Annotated in this window: 16 protein-coding genes and 1 tRNA gene; 12 read left to right on the top strand and 5 right to left on the bottom strand. The window is 42.2% G+C overall.

The annotated features are described in order from the left end of the window. Positions 1–167 precede the first annotated feature (167 nt). Positions 168–701, bottom strand: a complete 534-nt coding sequence (locus BZL35_RS02385) for an FKBP-type peptidyl-prolyl cis-trans isomerase (protein WP_106182543.1) — start codon at positions 699–701, stop codon at positions 168–170. A 939-nt stretch (positions 702–1,640) separates the two neighbouring features. Between BZL35_RS02385 and BZL35_RS02375 the strand changes: the two genes are divergently transcribed. The 5 genes from BZL35_RS02375 to purB all read left to right on the top strand — a co-directional run bounded on the left by BZL35_RS02375 (position 1,641) and on the right by purB (position 7,250). Continuing rightward, a complete protein-coding gene (locus BZL35_RS02375; RefSeq protein WP_106182538.1) occupies positions 1,641–1,847 on the top strand; it encodes a hypothetical protein in 207 nt (68 codons plus the stop codon). 914 nt (positions 1,848–2,761) lie between these two features. Then, positions 2,762–4,681 carry a SurA N-terminal domain-containing protein gene (locus BZL35_RS02370; protein WP_106182535.1) on the top strand — a complete coding sequence of 640 codons (1,920 nt, stop codon included), beginning with the start codon at positions 2,762–2,764 and terminating at the stop codon, positions 4,679–4,681. Between the two features lie 210 nt (positions 4,682–4,891). Continuing rightward, a tRNA-Pro gene (locus tag BZL35_RS02365) sits at positions 4,892–4,968 on the top strand. A gap of 410 nt (positions 4,969–5,378) precedes the next feature. Further along, on the top strand, positions 5,379–5,591 hold the full coding sequence (gene rpsU / locus BZL35_RS02360; RefSeq protein WP_106182533.1) for a 30S ribosomal protein S21: 213 nt from the start codon (positions 5,379–5,381) through the stop codon (positions 5,589–5,591). Between the two features lie 285 nt (positions 5,592–5,876). Next, positions 5,877–7,250, top strand: coding sequence for an adenylosuccinate lyase (gene purB / locus BZL35_RS02355; RefSeq protein ID WP_106182858.1), 1,374 nt, complete (start codon positions 5,877–5,879; stop codon positions 7,248–7,250). 911 nt (positions 7,251–8,161) lie between these two features. Here the strand turns inward: purB and lptG are convergent. Together lptG and lptF are read right to left on the bottom strand one after the other, a co-directional pair. Further along, positions 8,162–9,307, bottom strand: a complete 1,146-nt coding sequence (lptG, locus tag BZL35_RS02350; RefSeq protein WP_106182530.1) for an LPS export ABC transporter permease LptG — start codon at positions 9,305–9,307, stop codon at positions 8,162–8,164. Beyond that, on the bottom strand, positions 9,304–10,422 hold the full coding sequence (gene lptF, locus BZL35_RS02345) for an LPS export ABC transporter permease LptF (protein WP_106182528.1): 1,119 nt from the start codon (positions 10,420–10,422) through the stop codon (positions 9,304–9,306). The genes lptG and lptF overlap by 4 nt, the downstream gene beginning before the upstream one ends. 92 nt (positions 10,423–10,514) lie before the next feature. On the opposite strand from lptF, the gene BZL35_RS02340 reads away from it, so the two are divergent. Both BZL35_RS02340 and BZL35_RS02335 read left to right on the top strand, forming a co-directional pair. Then, complete coding sequence (locus BZL35_RS02340) at positions 10,515–12,047, top strand: leucyl aminopeptidase (RefSeq protein WP_106182525.1); 1,533 nt, start codon at positions 10,515–10,517, stop codon at positions 12,045–12,047. Next, positions 12,044–12,484 carry a DNA polymerase III subunit chi gene (locus tag BZL35_RS02335; protein ID WP_106182523.1) on the top strand — a complete coding sequence of 147 codons (441 nt, stop codon included), beginning with the start codon at positions 12,044–12,046 and terminating at the stop codon, positions 12,482–12,484. Before BZL35_RS02340 ends, BZL35_RS02335 begins: the two co-directional genes overlap by 4 nt. A gap of 186 nt (positions 12,485–12,670) precedes the next feature. Here BZL35_RS02335 and ilvD read toward each other — a convergent pair whose 3' ends face one another. Continuing rightward, positions 12,671–14,347 carry a dihydroxy-acid dehydratase gene (gene ilvD / locus BZL35_RS02330; protein ID WP_106182520.1) on the bottom strand — a complete coding sequence of 559 codons (1,677 nt, stop codon included), beginning with the start codon at positions 14,345–14,347 and terminating at the stop codon, positions 12,671–12,673. Between the two features lie 588 nt (positions 14,348–14,935). On the opposite strand from ilvD, the gene lgt reads away from it, so the two are divergent. Further along, positions 14,936–15,826: a prolipoprotein diacylglyceryl transferase gene (lgt, locus tag BZL35_RS02325; protein ID WP_106182517.1), complete on the top strand. Its 891-nt coding sequence runs from the start codon at positions 14,936–14,938 to the stop codon at positions 15,824–15,826. Between the two features lie 596 nt (positions 15,827–16,422). On the opposite strand, the gene ompA is transcribed toward lgt, so the two are convergent. Further along, complete coding sequence (gene ompA, locus BZL35_RS02320) at positions 16,423–17,097, bottom strand: outer membrane protein OmpA (RefSeq protein WP_106182515.1); 675 nt, start codon at positions 17,095–17,097, stop codon at positions 16,423–16,425. A 418-nt stretch (positions 17,098–17,515) separates the two neighbouring features. Here ompA and gyrA point away from each other — a divergent pair, with 418 nt between their 5' ends. The 4 genes from gyrA to pheA all read left to right on the top strand — a co-directional run bounded on the left by gyrA (position 17,516) and on the right by pheA (position 23,328). Next, entirely contained in the window at positions 17,516–20,134 is a 2,619-nt protein-coding gene (gene gyrA, locus BZL35_RS02315; RefSeq protein ID WP_106182512.1) for a DNA gyrase subunit A, read from the top strand. Between the two features lie 123 nt (positions 20,135–20,257). Continuing rightward, complete coding sequence (locus BZL35_RS02310) at positions 20,258–20,848, top strand: DUF2059 domain-containing protein (RefSeq protein WP_106182857.1); 591 nt, start codon at positions 20,258–20,260, stop codon at positions 20,846–20,848. Positions 20,849–21,044: 196 nt separating this feature from the next. Beyond that, the gene (gene serC, locus BZL35_RS02305) at positions 21,045–22,154 is read left to right on the top strand and encodes a 3-phosphoserine/phosphohydroxythreonine transaminase (protein ID WP_106182509.1); all 1,110 of its coding nucleotides are present in this window, start codon (positions 21,045–21,047) and stop codon (positions 22,152–22,154) included. A 91-nt stretch (positions 22,155–22,245) separates the two neighbouring features. Beyond that, complete coding sequence (pheA, locus tag BZL35_RS02300) at positions 22,246–23,328, top strand: prephenate dehydratase (RefSeq protein ID WP_106182856.1); 1,083 nt, start codon at positions 22,246–22,248, stop codon at positions 23,326–23,328. Positions 23,329–23,373: the final 45 nt, after the last annotated feature.

The following is a 23,373-nucleotide window of genomic DNA, read 5'->3' as shown; positions in this document are numbered from 1 at the left end:
ATTAATATTTGAATTGCACCATATACTACTTCCACTTTTGACTTGCAGTCTATAAACAGTGTGGGAGCGAGATAACAGGTCATCTTCTCCTGATTCCAATATTTTGGGATGTGATAAATTTTTTAAATCTGTGCTTTGATGAAGTCGTTAGTATATTCTCTATAAGTTCAATGAAATGTGGGTTCCGTTAAATCTTCTTCATTCTCATCATTGATTCTAAGATTTATGCTACCACATGCATATGCATCCTCAATTTCCTCTTCGGTTGCTGCACGCACATCCGTCACTTTTAGTAAGAAACGCAGTGCTTTGCCTGCGAGCGGGTGATTACCATCAAGTACAACCTTATCCTCGGAGATGTTGGTAACGGTATAGACTAGCATATCGTCTTCATCATCTATGTCTTCAATAATGCCTTCAAATTGCATGCCTACTTTAAGTGGCTCAGGGAAACGATCACGTTCTTCAATTTTGATTAATTGCGCATCATAATCGCCGAAAGCATCGGATGGCTCTAATTGCAATTTCGTTTCAAAGCCAACATGCTGGCCATCGAGTGCTTCCTCAATTTTAGGGAGCGTTCCATCGTAGCCACCATGTAGATAAAGCATCATTTGGTCACTCGTATCTTCAATTAAATTTCCCTGGGTATCCAACAGCGTGTAAGTGACTGACACAACGGTATTTTTTTTAATTTTCATTAGACTCTCCAAAATAGAGGGTATTCATTATAAAGGGGTCTGTGCATTGGTCCATTTTTGTTCTTACGATAAAGACACTGCGATTTTTCAGATTACTCGATAGTCTCAAAACAGAAATCTTTATGAAGAAGCAACATTAGAAAAATGTTCACTTTTGTTGATTTACGAATCCTTAAAAGACTTTTCTTTCCATTATCTTCGATAATCGTAGTCAATATGATTTGAAATCTACTTTTTTAAAACCACTGATGACAATTTTGATTAGGATTCTTACTTGAAGAGCAGATTCGTCTCCATTGTCACAGATAACTTTTAAAAATTTGGACATAAAAATTGTAAATTGATCGAATCGACTACTTTTCTAATGCGATGATTTTTATCACAGGTATCAATTTCCGCATGTGGCATGTGAAATGAGATTTTTCGAATTGAGTTATATTTTCTCTGGTGCTGTTCGTCAATGAAATCCAATGTTTAAACATCTTTTTTACTCAAAAAAACAGATAAATGAAGAAAAATTTGCTATTAGTGTTCAAAAACAAGTAACCTTTCTACAGAAAAATCACAATTGTTGTACGCTCGCAACCATTTCCCCATTAATGTCTTCTGATGAAGACTGCAATTATTTTGATATAAATATAATGAAAAAACATGGAAATTGCTGGCATTATCATGCTTCATGACTTATTTTTCCATGAGATAGATCCTTTAGTATTCGATAATTGCATACCGAGCAAATAAAAAGCGATGTAAAATGAACGAGATGTTGATGACGCATCTGGGAAAACCCAATATAATTTCTTGCCAAGCAGCTTGCGTGACTTAGGGTAATCCTGAATTGCCATAGTCGAGCACTCGGCTTCGCTTTAGTTAGATCGTATTTGCCAGCCTTTGCTTTATAATTTTATCGCTTATTATCTATCATAAAAGGACGTGATCATGAAGAAGTCTATCCTCGTCGCTTCGTTGTTAGCCATTGCTTTGACCGCTTGTGGTAAGAAGGAAGGATCCACTACTGTCGATGCTGACACCGTGGCGTCAGCACCGGCGGCAGCTGCGGACTTCATTGCTTCGGCTGCTGAAGCTGCTGTTTCGAATGTTGAAGGCGCTGTTTCTAATATTGAGGCTGCTGCTGCCAGCAAGTAAACGTTTTCTATATAGAAAAGGTAGAAAAAAGCCAGCGTAACGCTGGCTTTTTTCTTGTCTCAACCGATGAGAGTGACTAGAAAAAACTGATTGATCAAGAAGATAACGAAGTTATATAAGATTCAATACTACCGGTATCCCTACAAGAGCTATTATCAGCGTATTGAGATACGGATAATGGCTTTTATGTCTGAAATCAATGAAGCTAGATCAAAACAATAAGGTCCTGTAATTTTTAAAATACCTCAAATTGTCCAGTTCTACTGCACGAGAGACACGAGAAGACGCTACACGCTGTAGATCGCTCCCTAGCGCGCCATGTATATTATGGTACTTCTCGTAAAGAATCATCAGGAAATTTGAGCATGGAGTACATTTTTTCGTTACATTGATGTAACTTGCCAAACCTATTAAACATTGTGAAGCACAGTACGAATTCATTTTCGGATTAATTCAATCCATGAGTTATCGTTGTATTTATAGTCGCTAGATTTACCATAAATATTTATTGAATTATAGATATTTTTAATATTAAATTAATAATGGTATATTATGGGTTATTTTAATTATTTATTGTCAGAAACTGCTGAAACTATGCATAAGGTTTTTAGATATCTCGCCTAAATGGTGAAATCCATATTTGCAAGTTAGAAAGCGAAAATACGAAAAATACGAGTGTTACACTATTCCTTGTAATGATTGATGTTCGTTACTAAAAATGAACTAATTTTTTTTTGAAAAAAGTTTGATTTGCAAGATGCAGTTTATCTGCCTAGAATCGAAAACCGTTTCATTGAGTGGCTAGAGGGTAATTCATTTTTTTCTCTTAATTTTAGAAAAAGCGGACTTGAGTTCGCTTTTTTTCTGTATGCTGCTCATAAATATTGAATTATCACGCACTTTCCAATTTTTGTATGTTCGATTTTATTCGCCGTTATAAAAGATTATTCCTCATTTTTCTTGGTATTCTGATTGTACCTTCGTTCGTTTTAGTTGGTATCCATGGTTTTCAGGAATCTTCATACGATCGCAATAAAATTGCGATCGTTGGCAACCAGAACATTACCCGTCAGGAGCTCGATGCTGTTTTATTTGAGCAGACTGAGCGCATGCGCAAGATATTCGGTGAGAAGATCGATATCGATCATCAGGTTGATCAGTCAGAAATATCGCAGGCCGTATTGGATATGTTGATCAATAAACGTTTATTGGAACAAGAGGCATTGAAAAAACATCTCTCGGTATCTGATGAACAGGTGCGTGAAGCTTTGCTCTCGATTCCAGCGATTACACAGCTGCGCAAGTTAGATGGAAGTTTTGACGAAGCGGCTTATTCACAATTGTTGGCGGCACAGCAGTTGACACCACAGCGTCTTGAAGAAAAAATGCGCCTTGAGTTGACATCACAGCAACTGTCGTCGAATTTGCAGGACAGTGTGATCGTTCCAAAAACTGTGATAGATCGTTTTTTGGAATTTCGAATGCAAGTACGTGAAGTTGCATTGATGAAAATTTCCTCAAACTCATATTTGAGGAAGATTCATCCTACGAAAGAACAATTGCAAGCTTATTACAATTCAAATAAGTTTCAATTCCAAAAACCGCAATCTGCCAAAGTTGAATATGTCCTTCTTGATCCGAAGGAGATATCTATCCATGCAGTGATGCAGCCGAGTTATGACGATCTGAAGAAGTACTACAAAGAAAACGTTGCTCGTTTTACTACGAAGGAACAGCGTCGGGTTAGTCATATTCTGATTTCTGCACCATCTGATGCAAGTCATGCTGATTGTATGAAAGCCAAGGCAAAAGCTGAAGCGATTTTGGCGCAATTGCAAAAACATCCAAATAACTTCGTGAAACTGGCTGTGTCAAATTCAGATGACCTGAGTTCAAAGGAAAATGGTGGCGATCTCGGGTACTTTCAGCGTGGTTCGATGGTGAGGGTCTTTGAAGATACTGCTTTCATAATGAAGGATGGCGATTTGTCAGATGTAGTAAAGACAGATTTTGGTTTTCATATCTTAAAATTGACAGGCATTAAACCATCCCAGACTAAGTCATTCGATGAAGTTAAGGAGAAATTAGTTAGTGAGTGGCTCAAGCAGGAGCAAGCGAAGTATTATGCAAAATTTGCAGAACAGTTCAGAAATGGAGTTTACGAAGACCCAGATAGTTTGAGGCCTGTTGCAGAAAAGCTGGGATTGAAGGTTCAAATAGCCGAAGTTGACTATATACCTAAACCGATATACAAGCAGCATCCACTAAATAACGAGAAGCTTTTGCGAGCAATCTTTAGTGATGAAGCTTTGAAAAATAAACGCAACACGGAAGTGGTCGATATTGGAAAGGGTGTGTTGGTGTCAGCGCGTATTGTCAAATATTGTCCAGCGGTCACGCCAGAATTGTTGGCTGTCGAGTCACAAGTGATTTCGAAATTGACATTGGAACTTGCTGCACGAGAAGCTAAGAAAGTAGGTGAAGCGAAACTTAAAGCCTTGAAGAAGGGTGAGTTATCTACTGGATTTGGTGTTGTGCAAGTGATATCGCGTGATAATCAGAGGAAGTTATCGCCATCGGTACTGGGTGCGATTTTTTCTGTCGATACAAAAACTATGCCAGCTTATGTCGGTGTTGATTTGGGAAAGGAAGGTTATGCGATATATCGCATTAGTCGAGTTTCCAAAAATCCTGTACAAGATTCAGAGAGGATTTTTGTTGAATCCCAAAAACTTCGTCAGATGATGGTGCAAGCGGAATGGAATGCCTATGTGGCTAGTTTACGTACACGTTCAAAAGTGAAAATATTGACGCTTCCTCAACAAACGAGTTGAAGCTCATGATGTACTGCTGGTCTTCTTCTATAAGAAATTTTCAACTCTTAATCGGTTGTTACAAAGTATAGATAGATTAGATTCTAGAATGAATCTAGTGGTTAATATGGTCCAAAGGGTTTGGCTGAACTATTGCTTGTAGTTATAATTTTTTGGGAAAAATATTTTTATTGTTCATGTTGTGATAAAATCAAGGGCTAGTTGAAGTTACGGAGCGTGGCGCAGCCTGGTAGCGCATCTGATTTGGGATCAGAGGGTCGTAGGTTCGAATCCTATCGCTCCGACCAGAATTGATACTAAAATTTTAAGAAGCATAATGCATGCAAAAACGCCCCGACGGGGCGTTTTTGCATGCATTATGGTTTTTTTATAATTCAGGTAAAATTGCGTCCTCGTTGCTACTTGGCAGTTATATTCTAATTGGATGAGGCATAGTTCCATAATTCATTTTTAAAAGATATCAGTTAATTAACCAGTGCAGTGACGAGCGAGTTTTCGGGACATAGATGTTGTCTGTCCCTATAACTTTGTATTTGAATCCTGATAGGGAGATCGCAGAGGAGGTGAGTCGCGGTCCCTTCTAGTGTGTGAAGTGAGTTTGTATCAATGGCATGCGTGATCTGAGGTGTCGTTGATCCATTTTTTGGACTTTATATAGTCTATGGTTTAAGTACCCACAAACTATTTTGGATATTGCATGACTAAGGTTGTTATTAAAGATGGCGAGCCTGTTGAAGTTGCACTGCGTCGTTTCCGCCGTGCCGTTGATAGCACAGGTTTGATTAAAGAAGTTAAGGCACGTGGTGCATACGAAAAACCGACAACTGAGCGTAAACGGAAGAAAGCAGCGGCTGTGAGCCGGTTACGTAAGCGTTTGCGTAGCATGACACTGAAAAGGAAAATGTACTAAATTTCGAGTTTTTGATTTTTTAAAAACCGTCATGATGAAAGTCTGGCGGTTTTTTCTTTTTCCATCGTAAAACATTGGAAGTTAGTGCTGGCCATGAGGTAGTTGTTTCTTAAATATGAATTAAGAATTAATTTTTAGTTGTAGAGACATCTGATGCTGTGTATTTTTCATGGTTGATTACAGCGTAAAGAGCAAAATGGTAAAATCAAAGTTCCTTGGAAATTTTCCGAGAGATTTTATCGAACGATTACACTTTATTTCTTTATTTTTTCTGTACTTTTGCCTATGCACGACGATTTTTCCCCTTTGACTGCCCTGTCTCCACTAGATGGCCGATATGCTCGCAAGACTGATGCTCTACGCCTATGGCTTTCTGAAGCAGCATTTATGCGTCACCGTGTGACGGTTGAGATCCATTGGTTGATCGCATTATCTAATGCTGGTTTTCCTGAAATTTCAGCGTTCTCTGTGGAATCGGAAGCGTTTTTATTAGGTTTGATTGACCGTTTTAGTAATGCTGATGCTGCTCATATCAAAGATATCGAACGCGTTACGAACCATGACGTAAAGGCCGTTGAATACTGGTTAAAAGAGAAGGTAAATGGTCAGGCAGAGCTAGAAAAAGCGAGTGAATTTATCCATTTCGCGTGCACTTCGGAAGACATTAATAATACCTCGTATGGGATGATGATTAAGGGGGCTCGAGATCAGGTGTTGCTGCCCTCACTGAGGGCTGTCGCACGCAAGTTAACTGCCTTAGCCCACGAACTGGCTGATCAGCCTATGCTGTCACGTACCCATGGACAGCCAGCTTCCCCGACGACGTTGGGGAAAGAATTGGCTAATATTGTTGCACGTTTGAACAGTGCGATCGAACGCATCGAAAATGTCAATTTGCTGGCCAAAATGAATGGCGCAGTCGGCAACTACAACGCGCATTTATCTGCCTACCCAGAATTCGACTGGGAGAATTTTTCACGTCGGCTGATTCAAGAGCGTTTGGGTTTGATATTTAATCCATATTCAATCCAAATTGAACCACATGACTATATGGCGGAACTTTTTGATGCCGTTGCACGTACAAATACGATTTTGTTGGATCTAAACCGTGATGTGTGGGGATATATTTCGATGGGTTATTTCAATCAAAAAACCAAGATTGGTGAGATTGGTTCGTCGACGATGCCACATAAGGTTAATCCTATTGATTTCGAGAATTCAGAAGGCAATTTGGGTCTTGCTAATGCATTGCTGCGTCATTTAGCTGATAAATTGCCAGTTTCACGTTGGCAACGTGATTTAACTGACTCGACGGTGCTACGAAATATTGGTGTTGCGCTTGGTTATAGTTTATTGGCTTATGATTCTTGTCTGTGTGGTTTGGTTAAACTGGAGGTGAATCGAGCTCGTTTAGAGTGGGATCTCGACAATACCTGGGAAGTTTTGGCTGAACCAGTGCAGACGGTGATGCGTCGTTTTGGTATACCGAATCCGTATGAACAACTTAAGGAGTTAACTCGCGGTAAGGCTATTACGCGTGAAGTTTTACAAAATTTCATTGCGGAGCTGTCGATTCCAGAGACAGAGAAAAAACGTTTGTTAGCGATGACTCCGGCGTCATACATTGGTTTGGCTACTACGTTAGCTAAACGTGTCTGAATTAGTTTAGTAGTGAGTTTTGATGGATGCAGAAAGCAATTTTTATGAGGGAAAAATTGACGTAGGTATAATTTTTCGATGAACGTGAGGATTTGTTTTCTTCTGGGCAGTATTTTTAGTCACTGTTCTATTATTAAAAGTAAGGCCTATGTACAATTTCAAAGGTATGAGGATTTTCTGTGGTAATGTTGATCGCGAATACTTTTGTTGGAATTAGCGCTTGCTTGGTATATATAAGTGTGGTATGTGGTGGTGAGGCACTGTTATTCTTCAACAAGTGATCAATTAATTTGGTTGTTGTCATTGTTAAAACCTCATCACCATATGTTGGTGAAGTGCTAGGGGAAATTGAGCGTAAGTCTTACGTATTCTTAAATACAATTTTTTGATCCCTTGCTGAATGACTTTCAAGTTGATTCCTGGTATTTCTATAACTCCAGAAATAACTACGTCACGAGTAACGTGGCATCATGTGTAAGAAAGATTTCAGCTTCTCAGTTCTATTCTTGAGCCAAGAATAGAACTGAGAAGCTGAAATTCTAAAAAATTTACTGGCCATAGACACTTGAGATTTATGTTCCGCAGGGGGTATGTATTCTTAGTAATGCGAGATTTATCATATTTTTACATTTTTAATCATCACACATGGTATACGATAAGCATTTTGGTCAGATTCGATATATCTATCTTTTGACTAAAAATCCTAGTACCATTTTTATGTATTCATCAATAGCTCGTTTCTATCTCATCGATAGTTGTTACTGCTAATGGGTTATAAATTCAAGAAAGGTCGATGCTAGATGTTCTTATTACTGGGTCGACCGGACAGCGATTGGGTATACTGTGTATTGAATTAAATGTTCATTCAGCCTCTATAACGGTTTAGCAAGAACCTGATTTCGTTGTATATATCAGTGTTTTTCTACCCATCGTAATGCCCCAATGGCTAGCATAAGATACAAAAATCCAGGTAGGGCGGCGGTGAGCCAGGCAGGCCACGTATTGAGCAAACCGAGGTGTGAGAACAAACTATTTAGTAGTTGAAAACTTACACCTAGCATTATCCCGCCAAATACTTTTAGACCAATGGCGCCTGCTCTGGCATGCATATATGCGAAAGGTAGTGCGAGAGCCATCATCACAAAAGATGCGAATGGATATAGTAGTTTTCGCCAGAGTGCTAATATGTAGCGATCTGTATTTTGCTGATTATCTTTCAAATGACCGATGTACTTGTAGAGATTACAGATAGCCATATTATGAGGATGTATCATCAATACCGATAGAATTTGTGGTGTCAGTTCTGATTCCATTCGGAAATCATTGATATGATGTTGGCTTGACTCGATGATATCTTGTAACGCATTGTCATGCGTCATGCGTCTTTTCTCCTTTCTAGTCTCAAAGCGTGTTTCAGAAACATCGTACAGACACCAGATATTGGGCGGCTCGAAACGTCCCTTTGCGGTAAATCTGATACTTTCCAAACGAAAGTCATTATCAAATTCGTAAATCCGGACATTGTTGATTGTACTGTCAGCATTGAGAGTTCCAATATTGATGAAACGTGTTACACGTTTTTGATCTTGTTCAAAGCTATCTTTGACCCAGATGCCTGATCGAAAATCTGAGGAGATTGCTTTTCCTAAGGCTTTGAGGCGAATTTTTTTTGCTAGTACTTCTCCATGAGGAGCTACTAATTCGCCGATTAGAAAGGTTATAATAACTAAAGGGATGCCGATCTTGAGGAGTGAGCGTAAGGCTTGTGTTGAGGAGATTCCCGATATACGTAGAATTGTAAATTCAGAGCTGCCAGACATCTGGGCACAAACATAGATGGCAGCGATTAAACTCGAGACAGGAATGATTTCGTAGAGCCTTTGTGGTGAGAAAAACAATACGTGTACTAAAGCGTGATGAAATTTATAACCACTGTGTCCTACGTGACTTAGTTCACTGATTAGGTCGAAGAAAACAAAAAGACCGACGAAGGTTATTACTATAAAAAGAAAAGCCAGATAGATCTGACGAGCAAGATATCGTTCATAGATTTTCATGACCGTGCAGCCCTTTTACTGCTACGGATAAGATGTATTAGAGTAGCGAAAATGCCCCGTAAGCATGTGCGGCGTATATAGAATATAAAAATAATCCACGCGACCACAGCGTGTAGCAGCCATACTCCGATGGTAAGTGAGAGCTTTTCTTGTGCCACCCATGCTTGAGATAGACTTAGTAGATTGCTATAGCTTAAGTAGACTAGCACGGCAATGACGAGATTACCGGTTCGGCCATGGCGGGGATTTTGATGGGCCAGTGGAATTGCCAATAATACAAGATTAATTGCTAACATCGGCAAACCGAAGCGCCAGACGATTTCTCCCTGATGAATCGGTGTCATGTCCTGTAGTAGGGCGTTTGTTGAGAGACTTTTGGTTGGTGCATTACCGACACTTCTATGTGAGGCATTTTCAATCTTTACTCCATAGCGTTCAAATTCCATCACACGATAGCTCGGTTTATCTGGTTCCCCGTCATAACGGCACCCATTTTCGAGGATGATGTATCGGTCACCGTTGGGTGTTAATTCGATTTGACCATTCTTTGAAATTACAATATTGACTTTGCTATTTTCTGTACCGGATACGAACACATTATGCACGTGAGAAGCATTGGGTGATATGCTCTCAACAAAAAAAACACGCTGATTGCTAGCAGATTCACGGAATTGTCCAGAAGTGATCATGGCAACATCATCACGTTGTGTAAACCGTTGTTTTAGCAAGTTGATGTGTTGATTAGCCCAAGGCCATGCTACTAGTGCACAGAATGCGATGGATGCTATGAATGGAGTAGAAAAACGTAGTACTGGAAGAATAAAATCCGTGCTAGATAGGCCAGAGGAGAACCAAATGATCATCTCAGAATCTTTATGCCAACGGGTCAGTACAAATAGCACAGAAACAAACAATGTGATGATTAGAATGATGGCGAGATAGCTGACAACGGTGAGGCCGATCAACACTAAGATGTCCCGTGGGTCGGCATGACCTGCTGCAGCGAAACCGAGAATGCGAATCATCATGGTGGTGAGTATCACTGTAATCATCACCATAAAGACTGCACCGGCGGTATAGTTCAACTCACGCTGAAGGGAATACTGAAAAATCATCTGAAAAAGTATGTATGGTGATTACAGTTGGGTGAGTGTGAGAAAAAGTGGATAATTATCGATCGAATAAATTCTACCCGAGGATAAGTGCGATGGACTTTAGCATAAAAGTTTACGAACCGAACAAAGGCCATAAGACGGATGAGGCTGTCAGTGAGGATGCTATTCGTGTCAAGACTGAATGTTTGGTGGTGGGAGTATTCGAGGAGAAAGCACTATCTGGAATTGCTAAACACCTCGATATATTGAGTAATGGTATGTTGGGTCGTCTCATTGAGTGTGGCGAATTTGATGCGAAGCTTGGAAGTACGCTCATTTTGCATGAAGTTGTGGGCTGGAGCGCTATTCGCGTGTTATTCGTTGGTTTAGGCTCTGAAAGTGATCTCAATGCGAAGACTTTCACCACTGCGACTCGCGCCGCAGTGCGTGTCTTAATGATGACAAGGGCGACGGATGCATTTTGGTGCCTGACTGCTGTTCCGTTTAAGGAGCGTGATACTGCTTTAGTTATACGCCATACAATAATTACTTTGCATGACGGTATGTATTCCTTTAGTGAGATGAAGACCAAAGGGGAAGTTACTGTACCTGCTTTGCGACAAGTTGCGCTCATGTCCAGCATTGTAGATTTGGGAATTGCTCAGATTGGTGTAAAACAGGGTGAAGCGATCGCTCATGGTATAAAGCTGACGAAAGACCTCGGTAATTTGCCTAGCAACGTTTGCACTCCGACGTATTTGGCCGAGATCGCCAAAAAAATTGCTAAAGATTTTCCGAATCTCACAGCGCAGATTTTGGAGACTGAGCAAATCAGAGCGCTCAAGATGCATTCATTTCTGTCGGTGGCACGTGGTTCAGTCGAGATGCCGCGACTCATTGTACTTAAATATCAAGGTACGGGTGCCGAGGTGTCACCGATTGTCTTGATTGGCAAGGGTGTGACTTTCGATAGTGGAGGTATTTCACTCAAGCCAGGCGAAGGCATGGATGAAATGAAATATGATATGTGTGGTGCCGGTTCGGTCCTTGGCACGATGCGTGCCGTTGCGGAAATGGATCTCAAATTAAACGTCATTGCTGTCATTCCGGCGACCGAAAATATGCCGAGTGGCATGGCAATTAAGCCCGGTGATATCGTGACTAGCATGTCGGGTCAGACTATTGAGGTACTCAATACTGATGCTGAAGGTCGTTTGATTTTGTGTGATGCTCTTACCTACGCAGAACGTTTTAAACCTGTGGCCGTGATTGATATTGCCACGCTGACAGGAGCTTGTGTTGTTGCACTTGGTCATGTCAATTCCGGGCTTTTCTCGAAGAGTGATACATTGGCTACGGAATTGCTAGTAGCTGGGCGTCAGGCGAACGATACAGTATGGCGCATGCCGCTTGATGATGAATATCACGAACTACTCAAGTCTAATTTTGCCGATATGGCTAACATCGGCGGACGTTACGCAGGCTGTGTTACAGCGGCTTGCTTTCTGTCACGTTTCACTGAAAAATATGATTGGGCTCATCTTGATATTGCAGGCACGGCATGGGAGAGTGGTGCGTCTAAGGGTGCGACGGGCCGTCCTGTACCTCTTCTTACACATTTTCTCATACATCGTGAATCCAGGTGACACGCGTCGATTTTTACATACACCCTGCGAAATCCCTTGACTACGCTTGTCGGCTTGCACGCAAGGTTTATGTGAGCGGGCATACATTAGTCGTTGTGGCGGAGCGCCCATTGCTCGAAAAATTTGACTATGCACTTTGGACGTTTGGAGCAATGGAGTTTGTACCGCATTGTCGCTCTGATGATTTACTAGCGGAGAGGACACCAGTTTTGCTGGCGGGTCTTGACGATGAGGTACCCCACTATTATGAAGGAGTGCTACTGAACCTCGCGAGCTCCGTTCCAACTTATTTTGCGTGTTTTGAGCGTGTACTAGAAGTGGTCAGTGATGTACCAGATCAGCTGGCCAGTGCGCGTGCTCGCTACCGTTTTTACCGTGATCGAGGCTATGCTATTAAGAACCACGACCAACGTGAACGAAATTCTTTTGGTATTTGATAAGAAATTTTTCTATAACGTTATAGTAGCTACTTAATTACGTAGCTTGAGTAGCGTGTTTATAACTCGTTACTCAAGCTACTGATGGTAGCGCTTATTCAATGGATAGAAAATTACGAAAAAATTTCTGAAGCAATTGCTTCAAGTAACTCATTAGATAATGCTAGAGAAATCTTATGTATATTATTATCCTGTGACTGCACCCTTGTTGGCTGGTTGTGCCAATGCGGCGTATTTGGCTAACACACCTCTCGTATAACGTGGAGAAGGTTTTTTCCATACCGCCCTGCGACGTATAAGTTCCTCATCCGGAACATTTAATTGTAATAACAATTGATGGGCATCAATTGTTATCATATCTCCTTCTTGAACCAGCGCAATGTTTCCGCCAACAAAAGCTTCCGGAGCAACATGACCAACTACCATTCCCCAGGTGCCACCTGAAAAACGTCCATCGGTGATGAGCCCGACTGATTCTCCCAAGCCTTTACCGATGATGGCTGACGTTGGTGCCAACATCTCCGGCATGCCCGGACCTCCTTGTGGGCCAAGATAACGAAGGACAATTACGTCGTTAGCTTGGATTTTATCTGCAAGAATGGCACTCATTGCGCTTTGCTCATCGTCGAATACACGTGCTGGGCCAGTAATAACAGGATTCTTCAATCCAGTGATTTTCGCAACGGCTCCATCTGGGGCAAGATTACCTTTCAGGATTGCGAGATGTCCCTCTTTGTAGAGAGCATTAGAAATTGGATATATAACCCTTTGGTCTATACGTGGCACTGATGGAACATGTGATAGTTCTTCCTCGATCGTGCGACCAGTAATCGTTATACAATCGCCATGTAAAAGGCCTGCGTCGAGTAAGATTTTCATCACTTGCGGGATACCTCCTGCCTTATGTAGATCTGTAGCGACAAATTGCCCTGATGGTTTTAAATCACAAATGACGGGAACGCGCCGACGGATGCGTTCAAAATCGTCAATGCTCCATTCGACTTCCGCAGCGTGTGCGATAGCGAGAAAATGCAGTACTGCATTGGTCGAACCACCCGTGGCCATTATGAGTGATACCGCATTCTCAATGGATTTCTTCGTGATAATATCGCGCGGCTTCAGGTTTTTTTTGACAGCTTCGATGAGCACACGCGCAGACTCTCTTGCAGAATCGATCTTTTCTTGATCTGGATTTGCCATAGTTGATGAATACAATAGTGACATGCCCAGTGCTTCGAAGGATGAGCTCATCGTATTCGCTGTGTACATGCCACCACAAGATCCTGAGGTTGGGCAGGCATTTTTCTCGATACCTTTGAAATCGAATTCAGTCATTCGGCCAGCACTGAATTCTCCAACAGCTTCGAACGATGAAACAATAGTAAGATCACGACCTTTCCACTGGCCTGGTTTGATTGTGCCGCCGTAGACGTAGATACCAGGTACATTGATACGTGCTAACGCTATCATACCTCCAGGCATATTTTTATCACATCCGCCGATCGCGATGATGCCGTCCATCCATTGGCCCTGTACGGCTGTTTCAATACAATCCGCAATGACTTCACGTGAGACGAGAGAATACTTCATGCCTTCTGTGCCCATAGACATTCCATCTGAAATCGTCGGTGTACCAAAGGTTTGAGCATTGGCATTGGACTCTTTGATTGCAGCTACAGCGGCGTCTGTTAAGCGTTGTAAACCTGCATTACAAGGTGTAATGGTTGAATGACCATTGGCCACACCAATCATAGGATTATCGAAATCTTTTTCTTGATAACCCAAAGCGTAATACATTGAGCGATTGGGTGAACGCGCCACACCTTGCGTGATGTTGCGTGAGCGGCGGTTGTAAGAAACCATGACAATCTCCTTCGTTTCAAGGGGCGCGCCTGCGGACGGCGCATATTTTCAGGAAAGCAAGAATCGTCTTTCCTTATCGACTTGTCAAATATATTATTCAACTCATATGAAATTTCGAAATATGGCAGGAGTTTTGTCAACTTCCTTAGTTTTTTGGAGTCCTTGAAGAGGTATGATTTTTGTCCATGTTTTGCATAACATGACTATGTAATAATGAATTTAATATTGTTACAGCAGCCGAATAACGATGGAAAATTGTCTAGATCAATCAATTATGTGCGCCAAAAAATCTCGGTATCCTGACAACTTTATGATCTATCAACTGTTACCGAAGGTGATATGAATTTCCAGTGATATTGATAGGTGCTAGCATTTTGTTTTTTGTACCCTCCTGAGGTCATCTTCAATTCAATGGATTCCTCAAAATAGTGTGCAGTGCTGTGATATTTTTGCTATTACATCAACAGATGTTTGATATCGAAGTTTATCGTTACAAGCACTATAGGTGATAGCAAATCTAATTTTTGGCCGTAAGGTCGGAAAATAAGCGGTACTGGAATTTTTATCTGATATTCCATTTTATGATTTATGTTGATTCATCCTCAATTTGATCCTATTGCGATCTATTTTGGTCCAATAGAGATTCGCTGGTATGGTTTGATGTACTTGGTCGCATTCCTTATATTTTTGACACTTGGGCGTTTGCGTATTCGTCAATCGCACATGCAGATACAAAACTGGCGAGTAGAGGATCTGGATGACATGTTGTTCTATGGTGTACTCGGAGTACTGCTCGGTGGTCGCCTTGGCTACGTGATTTTTTATAAGTTATCTGATTATCTCCAAAATCCACTGAGTATTTTGAAAGTATGGGAAGGTGGGATGTCATTTCATGGTGGATTTATCGGGGTGTTAGTGGCCATGTACTGGGTCATGCGAAAGCGTGATCAATCATGGTTGATGGGTATGGATATGATCGCTCCATTGATCCCGTTGGGATTGGCAGCTGGTCGATTTGGTAATTTTATCAATGGAGAGTTATGGGGACGAGTCACACATCCTACAGCTCCGTGGGCGATGTTATTTCCGCAGGCAGCACAGGATGATATGTTATGGATAGGAGCACATACTAAATCATTAATTGATTTAGAGGTGCTGCAGTCGGTATGGATACAGTACCACGGGTTGCCACGTCATCCCTCACAACTTTACGAAGTAGCGCTGGAGGGGATTGTATTATTTCTGATTTTATGGTTTTTTGCTTTGTACCGACGTCCGGTGGGTGCAGTTTCAGGGCTATTCTTGATGGGTTACGGGACATTTCGCTTGCTTGTTGAATTTACGCGAGAGCCCGATAATTTTCTGGGATTGTTGCTTTTTGGATTGTCTATGGGACAGTGGCTTTCTTTGCCGATGTTGCTGGCAGGTATCTGGATGTTATTTTTAGCACATCGAAATCCTTCTCGAGCAATAACATAAGAGGCAATGTTTACGAGTACGAGTGTTAATTTCTTTATTCTTTCAATGGATTCGAAAAGATATATTTTTTCTATGTTTTTCCCCTCTGAACTGTATTCTAGTAAATTTTTTTGATAGTGAGAAAAGAATTTTTACTCATTGTAAGTTTACGACTTTGGCTGATTTGGATGCAACTATCCGTCAAGAAAATTTATCGACTGAAGAGTAACTTAGTGCCATCTCAGCAATGCAGAGATAGACTACAAACATGTAGGGGTGCGGGCCACTATGGCAGATTTCCTTTAGAAGAGTTGCGATTTCTCCTAATGGAGACCACAGTCTTTCTTGGTTTCGATAAACTGCTGCCGAAAGTAAATTGTACTTCATCCCAGTTTAAAGAATATCTTGTTACTCACGTTCAGATGCAGAGTAACCGAACCTTATTATGGTAGGGACACTATAAGAAGTGGAACCGCAGATCATGAATGTGGAATAAAAAGCTCTATTGAGGAAGACTTTGTATTATCGAGAGCAGATGACTACCTCTACTACGCAGTATAAGGTAGTCAAAGAAAAACCCGCCGAAGCGGGTTTTTTTGAAATCGTCACTAAACAATCTACTTACTAGTCCCGACAACTTCAACTTCTACGCGACGGTTCGGCGATAAGCAGGCTTTCAGTTTAGTCTTTACAAGACCATTACAGTCTTCTGTGATAACTGGGTTACGTTTTCCCTTTCCTTCTGTGTACACACGGTTGCTGTCGATGCCTTGACTCAATAGATAGGCCTTGACGCTTTCAGCGCGGCGGATCGATAGATGGTCGTTGTACTTATCACTGCCGATCTGGTCAGTATGACCTGTGGCAACGATAACTTCCAAGTCCACATCCCGAATTTTCAAGACTAGATCGTCTAGTTTTGCTTTACCTTCCAAGCTTAAGATAGCTTTGTCAAAATCGAATAATGCGTCAGCTTGATATGTGACCTTGTGGCTTGTTGGAACGATAGGTGCACGAACCAGTACAGGAGTCGGTTTTGGTGCTTGTGTGATGAACGATCCATCGCACTTGGCATTTGATGTTCCCGGAGTCCACGAACTGTCACGCCAGCACAGTTCGTCCATACCGTTCTTCCATACTTGCTCTTCGCCACCATTCACCCAGTTGCCGTTGATTGACTGTTGGGAGACTGGGACTGGACCTGAGACTTTTTGGATATGGTTTTTAGCCATCGTGGATGTGGCCATCACTGCGGTAGCTGCAACGATCGCGAGCTTAGGGAATTTATTCATTTTTTCCTCTCGAAATGAGATTGCTGCAGGGTGACTGCGAGCCTAAACGACGAAACTAAAGGTCTTACTTACACCACCCAAAGTATAGCATGGGCAAAAGTATGCCAAGGTCGGTGCAAAAATACTTAGAGTGGGTTGGAATTATACCTTGCGATTTTGTCATATTGATTCGTCGTAAGAAAAAACAAGAATATCTGTTGGCCATTGCTTTGTTGTTGCTTTTAAACAACGTATCTGATTAAATCGGACCTTCTATTTTTACTCGAGAATTTTTTACCATTTTTTATCTTCCATATTGGTTTTATAAGATAAATCGTCAAGATTTCGGATTGAATGATGGCTCATGTTAGAATCAAAAAATATTTTCACTACTAGGCAGTACTTGCCTGTTGCGATTTGCGTTTTATAGATACGGATAATGGACAAGTTCGCAAAAGAAACGCTCCCGATTTCGCTTGAAGAAGAAATGCGCCAGTCATACCTTAGTTACGCCATGAGCGTGATTGTTGGCCGCGCTTTGCCAGATGTCCGAGATGGTTTGAAACCGGTCCACCGGCGTGTCTTATTTGCTATGCACGAACTGAACAATCACTGGAATCGGGCTTATAAGAAATCTGCTCGTATTGTTGGTGATGTGATCGGTAAATATCATCCGCACGGGGATGTTTCTGTTTACGACACAATAGTTCGGATGGCACAAGATTTTTCTCTCCGTTATATGTTGATTGATGGTCAGGGTAATTTTGGTTCGGTTGATGGTGATAATGCTGCGGCCATGCGATATACGGAAATTCGCATGGCGAAGGTTGGCCATGAGTTGCTGGCTGATATTGACCGTGAAACCGTCGATTTCTGGCCGAATTACGATGGAAGTGAAAAAGAGCCGGTCATTTTGCCTTCGAGAATCCCAAATCTGTTGCTTAATGGTTCTTCAGGGATTGCTGTAGGCATGGCCACAAATATCCCTCCACATAATCTCAACGAGTTAGTTGACGCGTGTTTGCATGTTCTCAAGTTTCCCGATTCATCGATTGATGAACTCATCGAGATAATACCCGCGCCGGATTTTCCAACTGCCGGTATCATTTACGGGGTTTCTGGTGTGCGCGAAGGATATCGCACAGGCCGTGGGCGTATTGTAATGCGTGCTAAGACACATTTCGAAGAAATCGATCGTGGTCAGCGCATTGCTATTATCGTTGACGAATTGCCATACCAGGTGAACAAGCGTTCGCTGCTTGAGCGGATTGCTGAGTTGGTGAATCAGAAACGGTTAGAAGGAATTTCCGATATTCGAGACGAGTCCGATAAGAACGGTATGCGGGTGGTTATCGAGCTCAAGCGTAGTGAGGTGCCTGAAGTTGTGCTGAATAACTTGTACAAGCATACGCAATTACAGGACACTTTCGGCATGAACATGGTCGCATTGGTTGATGGTGAACCAAAGCTGCTGAACCTGAGTTCAATGCTTACCCATTTTTTGGAACATCGCCGTGAAGTGATCACACGGCGTACCATTTTCGAGTTGCGTCGTGCGCGAGATCGTGGTCATGTACTTGAAGGCTTAGCGGTAATTCTTGCGAACATTGATGAATCTATTGCGATTATTAAAGCATCGCAGACGCCTCCGATTGCTAAGTTGGCTTTGATGGAAAGGTCATGGGATTCCTCAGTTGTACGTGAAATGTTGGTGCGCTCAGAAGTTGATACAAAACAAGCTCGTATGGCCTTTCGTCCGCAAGGGTTGGACCCTGCTCTTGGAATACAGCTCGATGGCCTATACCGTCTTTCTGAAACCCAGGCACAAGAGATTTTGCAGATGCGTTTGCAACGTCTGACTTCCTTGGAGCAGGATAAGATCCTTTTGGAATATAAAGAAGTGATGGATCAGATTACCGAGTTGCTCGACATACTTTCTAAACCTGAACGCGTTGCGGTGCTTATTGGTGAAGAACTCAAGGCTGTACGTGCAGAGTTTGGTGATGTGCGCCGTTCGCACATTGAATACAATTCGACCGAACTTGATACAGAAGACTTGATTACGCCTCAGGATATGGTAGTCACTTTGTCGCACTCCGGTTATATTAAATCGATGCCACTGTGCGAATATCGTGCCCAGAAGCGTGGTGGCCGTGGTAAGCAAGCGGCCACAACCAAGGGGGATGACTGGATTGATACGTTGTTCATTGCCAATACGCATGACACGATATTGTGTTTTTCGAACCGTGGGCGTGTATATTGGATTAAGGTCTATGAGGTGCCACAGGGTTCACGGAATTCCCGTGGTCGACCGATCGTCAATATGTTTCCGTTGATGAATGGCGAGAAGATTAATGTGGTTCTACCAATCAAAGAATATTCCACGGATCGTTATGTTTTCATGGCGACAAGCCTTGGTACGGTGAAAAAGACGCCACTCGAAGCTTTTCGTCGTCCCCTTAAGAAGGGTATCATCGCAGTCAATCTTGATGATGATGATGTTTTGATCGGTGCAGCTATTACAGATGGTGATCATGACGTTATGTTATTTTCAGATTCTGGTAAGGCAGTACGTTTTAACGAAAACGACGTTCGCCCAATGGGGCGTGAGGCACGTGGTGTGCGAGGAATGCAACTTGACTCTTCGCAGCAGGTGATTGCTCTTCTAGTCGCTGAGAATGAGCAACAATCAGTGCTGACGGCGACGGAAAATGGTTATGGAAAACGCACATCAATTACCGAGTACACACGTCACGGCCGTGGTACTAAGGGTATGATTGCTATTCAAACGAGTGAGCGTAATGGCCGTGTGGTCGCAGCTACACTTGTTGATCCGGATGATGAGATTATGCTCATTACTACCGGCGGTGTATTGATTCGTACACGCGTTGTAGAAATTCGAGAAATGAAAAGGGTCACACAGGGAGTAATTTTGATTAACTTGGATAAAGGTACGACATTGTCGGGGTTGCAGCGCATCGTCGAAACAGACACTGAAGTTGACGAAAATAGTGGAAATATCCTGGGTCGAGAGAAAGTTGATCCACCAGAATTGTAAATCGCTGTAAGTTTCCAATGAACACTTCTTGTAAAATCAGTAGAATTTAGCCAGATATGGTGGTTTTTACGCAGTAATATATTTATTATGGATTTTTTAAAAAATTTTGGAGTGACTTATACTATGCAAAAAAACGTCAAGAAATGCATATGGCTACTCTTTGGAGTCCCAGTTATGGCTTTGGCTCAACAAAGTGCCTTGTCGGAGATTGATAAGAAAGCAGCTATTAAGGATTTGTTGAATGCGATTGATGCTAATAAAATAGTTGCTGCCATCGGTGAAGGTGCGAAGCAACAGTCTAAGCAGATGGTTCCAGCTATCCTTGAACAGGCTCTGATTGAAGATAAAGTTATGACGGACCAGCAGAAGAAGGATTCTGTCCCAAGGTTACAACAGGATGTAATACCGAAACTGGTAGATCAGGCTGGAAAAGTCTTTTCTTCAGACGGTTTTAAGAATGATGCCATCCAAGCTCAGTACACTGCCTATGGTAAATTCTACACGACGGACGAAATCAAGGCATTGACTGCATTTTACAAGAGTTCGGTTGGGCAGAAGTACATCAAGGTGCAGGATCAGGTTGGTCAAGAGGTGATGGGAAACTTAATGCAAAAGTACATGCCGCAAGCAGTTAAGGCAACGCGTGATATTGCAAGTAAAGATGTCGCCAATATAGGTAAGACTGGTACTTGGAAAGATTTCGGTAAGAAGTGATTTTCTTTCTAAATTTTAGATGAACGGTAATGGTCGTTTTCAGAGTTCTCAAGCGCCATTGCCGTTTTGTTGCAGATATTCTCTCATCTTATTTTTGAAAAGTTGTTGTGATGTTCTGTTCATCCTTCACAAAAAGTGAAACGAGAAACTTCTGCGTTGAGGTGGGTATTTTTCGCTTCATTTTTTGTATATTGCTATGAAACGTGGTTTCAATTTTTCGCCTGGTCCGGGAACCTTACCCTTGGAGGTGCTCGAGCAAGCTGCTGAGGAAATGCTGGATTGGTGTGGTACTGGCATGGGTGTGATGGAAATGAGTCATCGCGGCAAGGCGTTCATGAGCATCCTTAATCAGGCACAGGATGATCTGCGTGAACTGCTCATGGTGCCAGATAACTATAAAATTCTTTTCATGCAAGGGGGAGCTGTTGCAGAGAATGCAATCATTCCTATGAATTTGCTTGGATATTGTGCAGAAACACCTCCGATTGCTGACTATATTGTAACTGGTTTTTGGTCCGATAAATCCCAAAAAGAAGCGCGTCGTTATTGCAATGTAAATATTGCGGCATCTAGCGAAGGCCGGCATTTCACACACTTGCCACGACAGGAAGAATGGAAACTTTCGCAAGATCCTGCATATATTCATATTTGTACAAATGAGACGATCCATGGGGTAGAGTATTTTTGGGAGCCTGATTTGCCAGGTGTTGGTTTGCCAGAGGTTCCACTTGTAGCGGATGTATCGTCGCACATTCTCTCTCGTCCAATGGACGTTTCGAAGTTTGGTGTTATGTACGGTGGCGCACAGAAAAATATCGGGCCGTCTGGAATGACATTTGTGATTGTTCGTGAGGATTTGCTTGACCGTGCTTTGCCTATTTGTCCGTCAGTGTTTACTTGGAAAACTGTGGCTGAGAATAATTCAATGTATAACACGCCGCCGACGTATGCAATCTATATTGCAGGGCTTGTTTTTGAGTGGTTGAAGCGTAATGGTGGGCTAAAGGCGATGGAAAAGCAGAATGTCGCTAAAGCTCAATTGTTGTATGGTTACCTTGATAGTAGTAACTTTTACTGTACTTTCGTAGAGAAAGATTGCCGCTCGCGTATGAACGTGCCCTTCTTTTTGCATGATGATGCACTAAATGATAAATTTTTTGCAGGTGCAGAGTCATATGGACTATTGCAGCTGAATGGACACAGCTCAGTGGGCGGGGTACGTGCTTCCATTTACAATGCAATGCCACTGGCCGGTGTCCAGGCACTCGTTGATTACCTTCGGGATTTTGAACGCATTCATGGCTAATGAAATGTAAAGCATCACATACATAAATTTAAAGGGTTTGCGCACGATTTCGATGCATGGACGTATACATATTCGTAACACACAAAAAATTATGAAAAACGATCTGAATGTATCGTTGCGCCCATTACGTGACAAAATTGACTCTATCGACGAGCAATTATTGCAATTACTGAATGCGCGTGCTTCGATAGCACTTGAGGTGGGCGAAGTTAAGAAGCGTTTTGGTGCCTCGGTATTTCGACCTGAGCGCGAGTTCCAAGTTATATCACGGTTGCAGAAGTCCAATGCTGGTCCATTGTTTGGTGATAACCTCGCTGCGATTTGGCGAGAAATCATGTCAGCAAGCCGTGCGCTAGAAAAGGCATCGACGGTAGTTTATTTGGGACCTGTGGGTACGTATAGTGAGCAGGCTGCCCTATCATACTTTGGTCAAAGTATGATAGGGAGACCATGTCCATCGCTTGATGAAGTTTTTCGCAGTGTTGAGGCTGGGGGTGCTGATTTCGGTGTAATCCCGGTTGAGAATTCGACGGAAGGTGTAGTCTCGCGTACGCTAGATTTATTGTTGCAAAGCCCACTTAGTATAAGTGGTGAAATAGCTTTGCCGATTCATCATAATTTAATGACCCAAAGTGGAAATCTTGATGGTGTTATGCGCATTTGTGCGCATGCGCAATCACTTGCGCAATGTCAGCATTGGTTGACAGCACATTATTCTCATCTTGACCGCCAAGCTGTCTCAAGTAATGCTGAAGGGGCGCGGTTGGCAGCGAAAGATGCTACTATCGGCGCGATTGCTGGTGATGCAGCAGCCATTCAATATGGCTTACAGATTGCATATTCACATATTCAGGATGACCCGCATAATCGTACCCGTTTTGTCGTAATTGGTGTTCTTGATCCTGAAGCTACTGGCTATGATCAAACATCACTTATTTTGTCTGTACCAAATCGTGCGGGAGCTGTGGTGGCTTTGCTTGAACCATTAGCTCGTCATGGTGTCTCCATGACACGTTTTGAATCACGACCTGCTAAAAGTGGGGCATGGGAGTATTTCTTCTATGTTGATATAGAAGGGCATCGCAACGATTTGAACGTTGCTGCGGCCTTAGAAGAATTGCAGCATCATGCCGCCTATTACAAGATTCTTGGATCATATCCCCGTGCGAATTGAGATTTCCAATACCTGTATTTCAACAGTAGTATCCAATGAGTAAAA

It is taken from the genome of Candidatus Pandoraea novymonadis (assembly GCF_003004665.1).
In the GTDB taxonomy this organism is placed as follows: Bacteria; Pseudomonadota; Gammaproteobacteria; order Burkholderiales; family Burkholderiaceae; genus Pandoraea; species Pandoraea novymonadis.
Note: the sequence above shows the minus strand (reverse complement) of the source record. Positions and strands in the feature narration are given on the sequence as shown.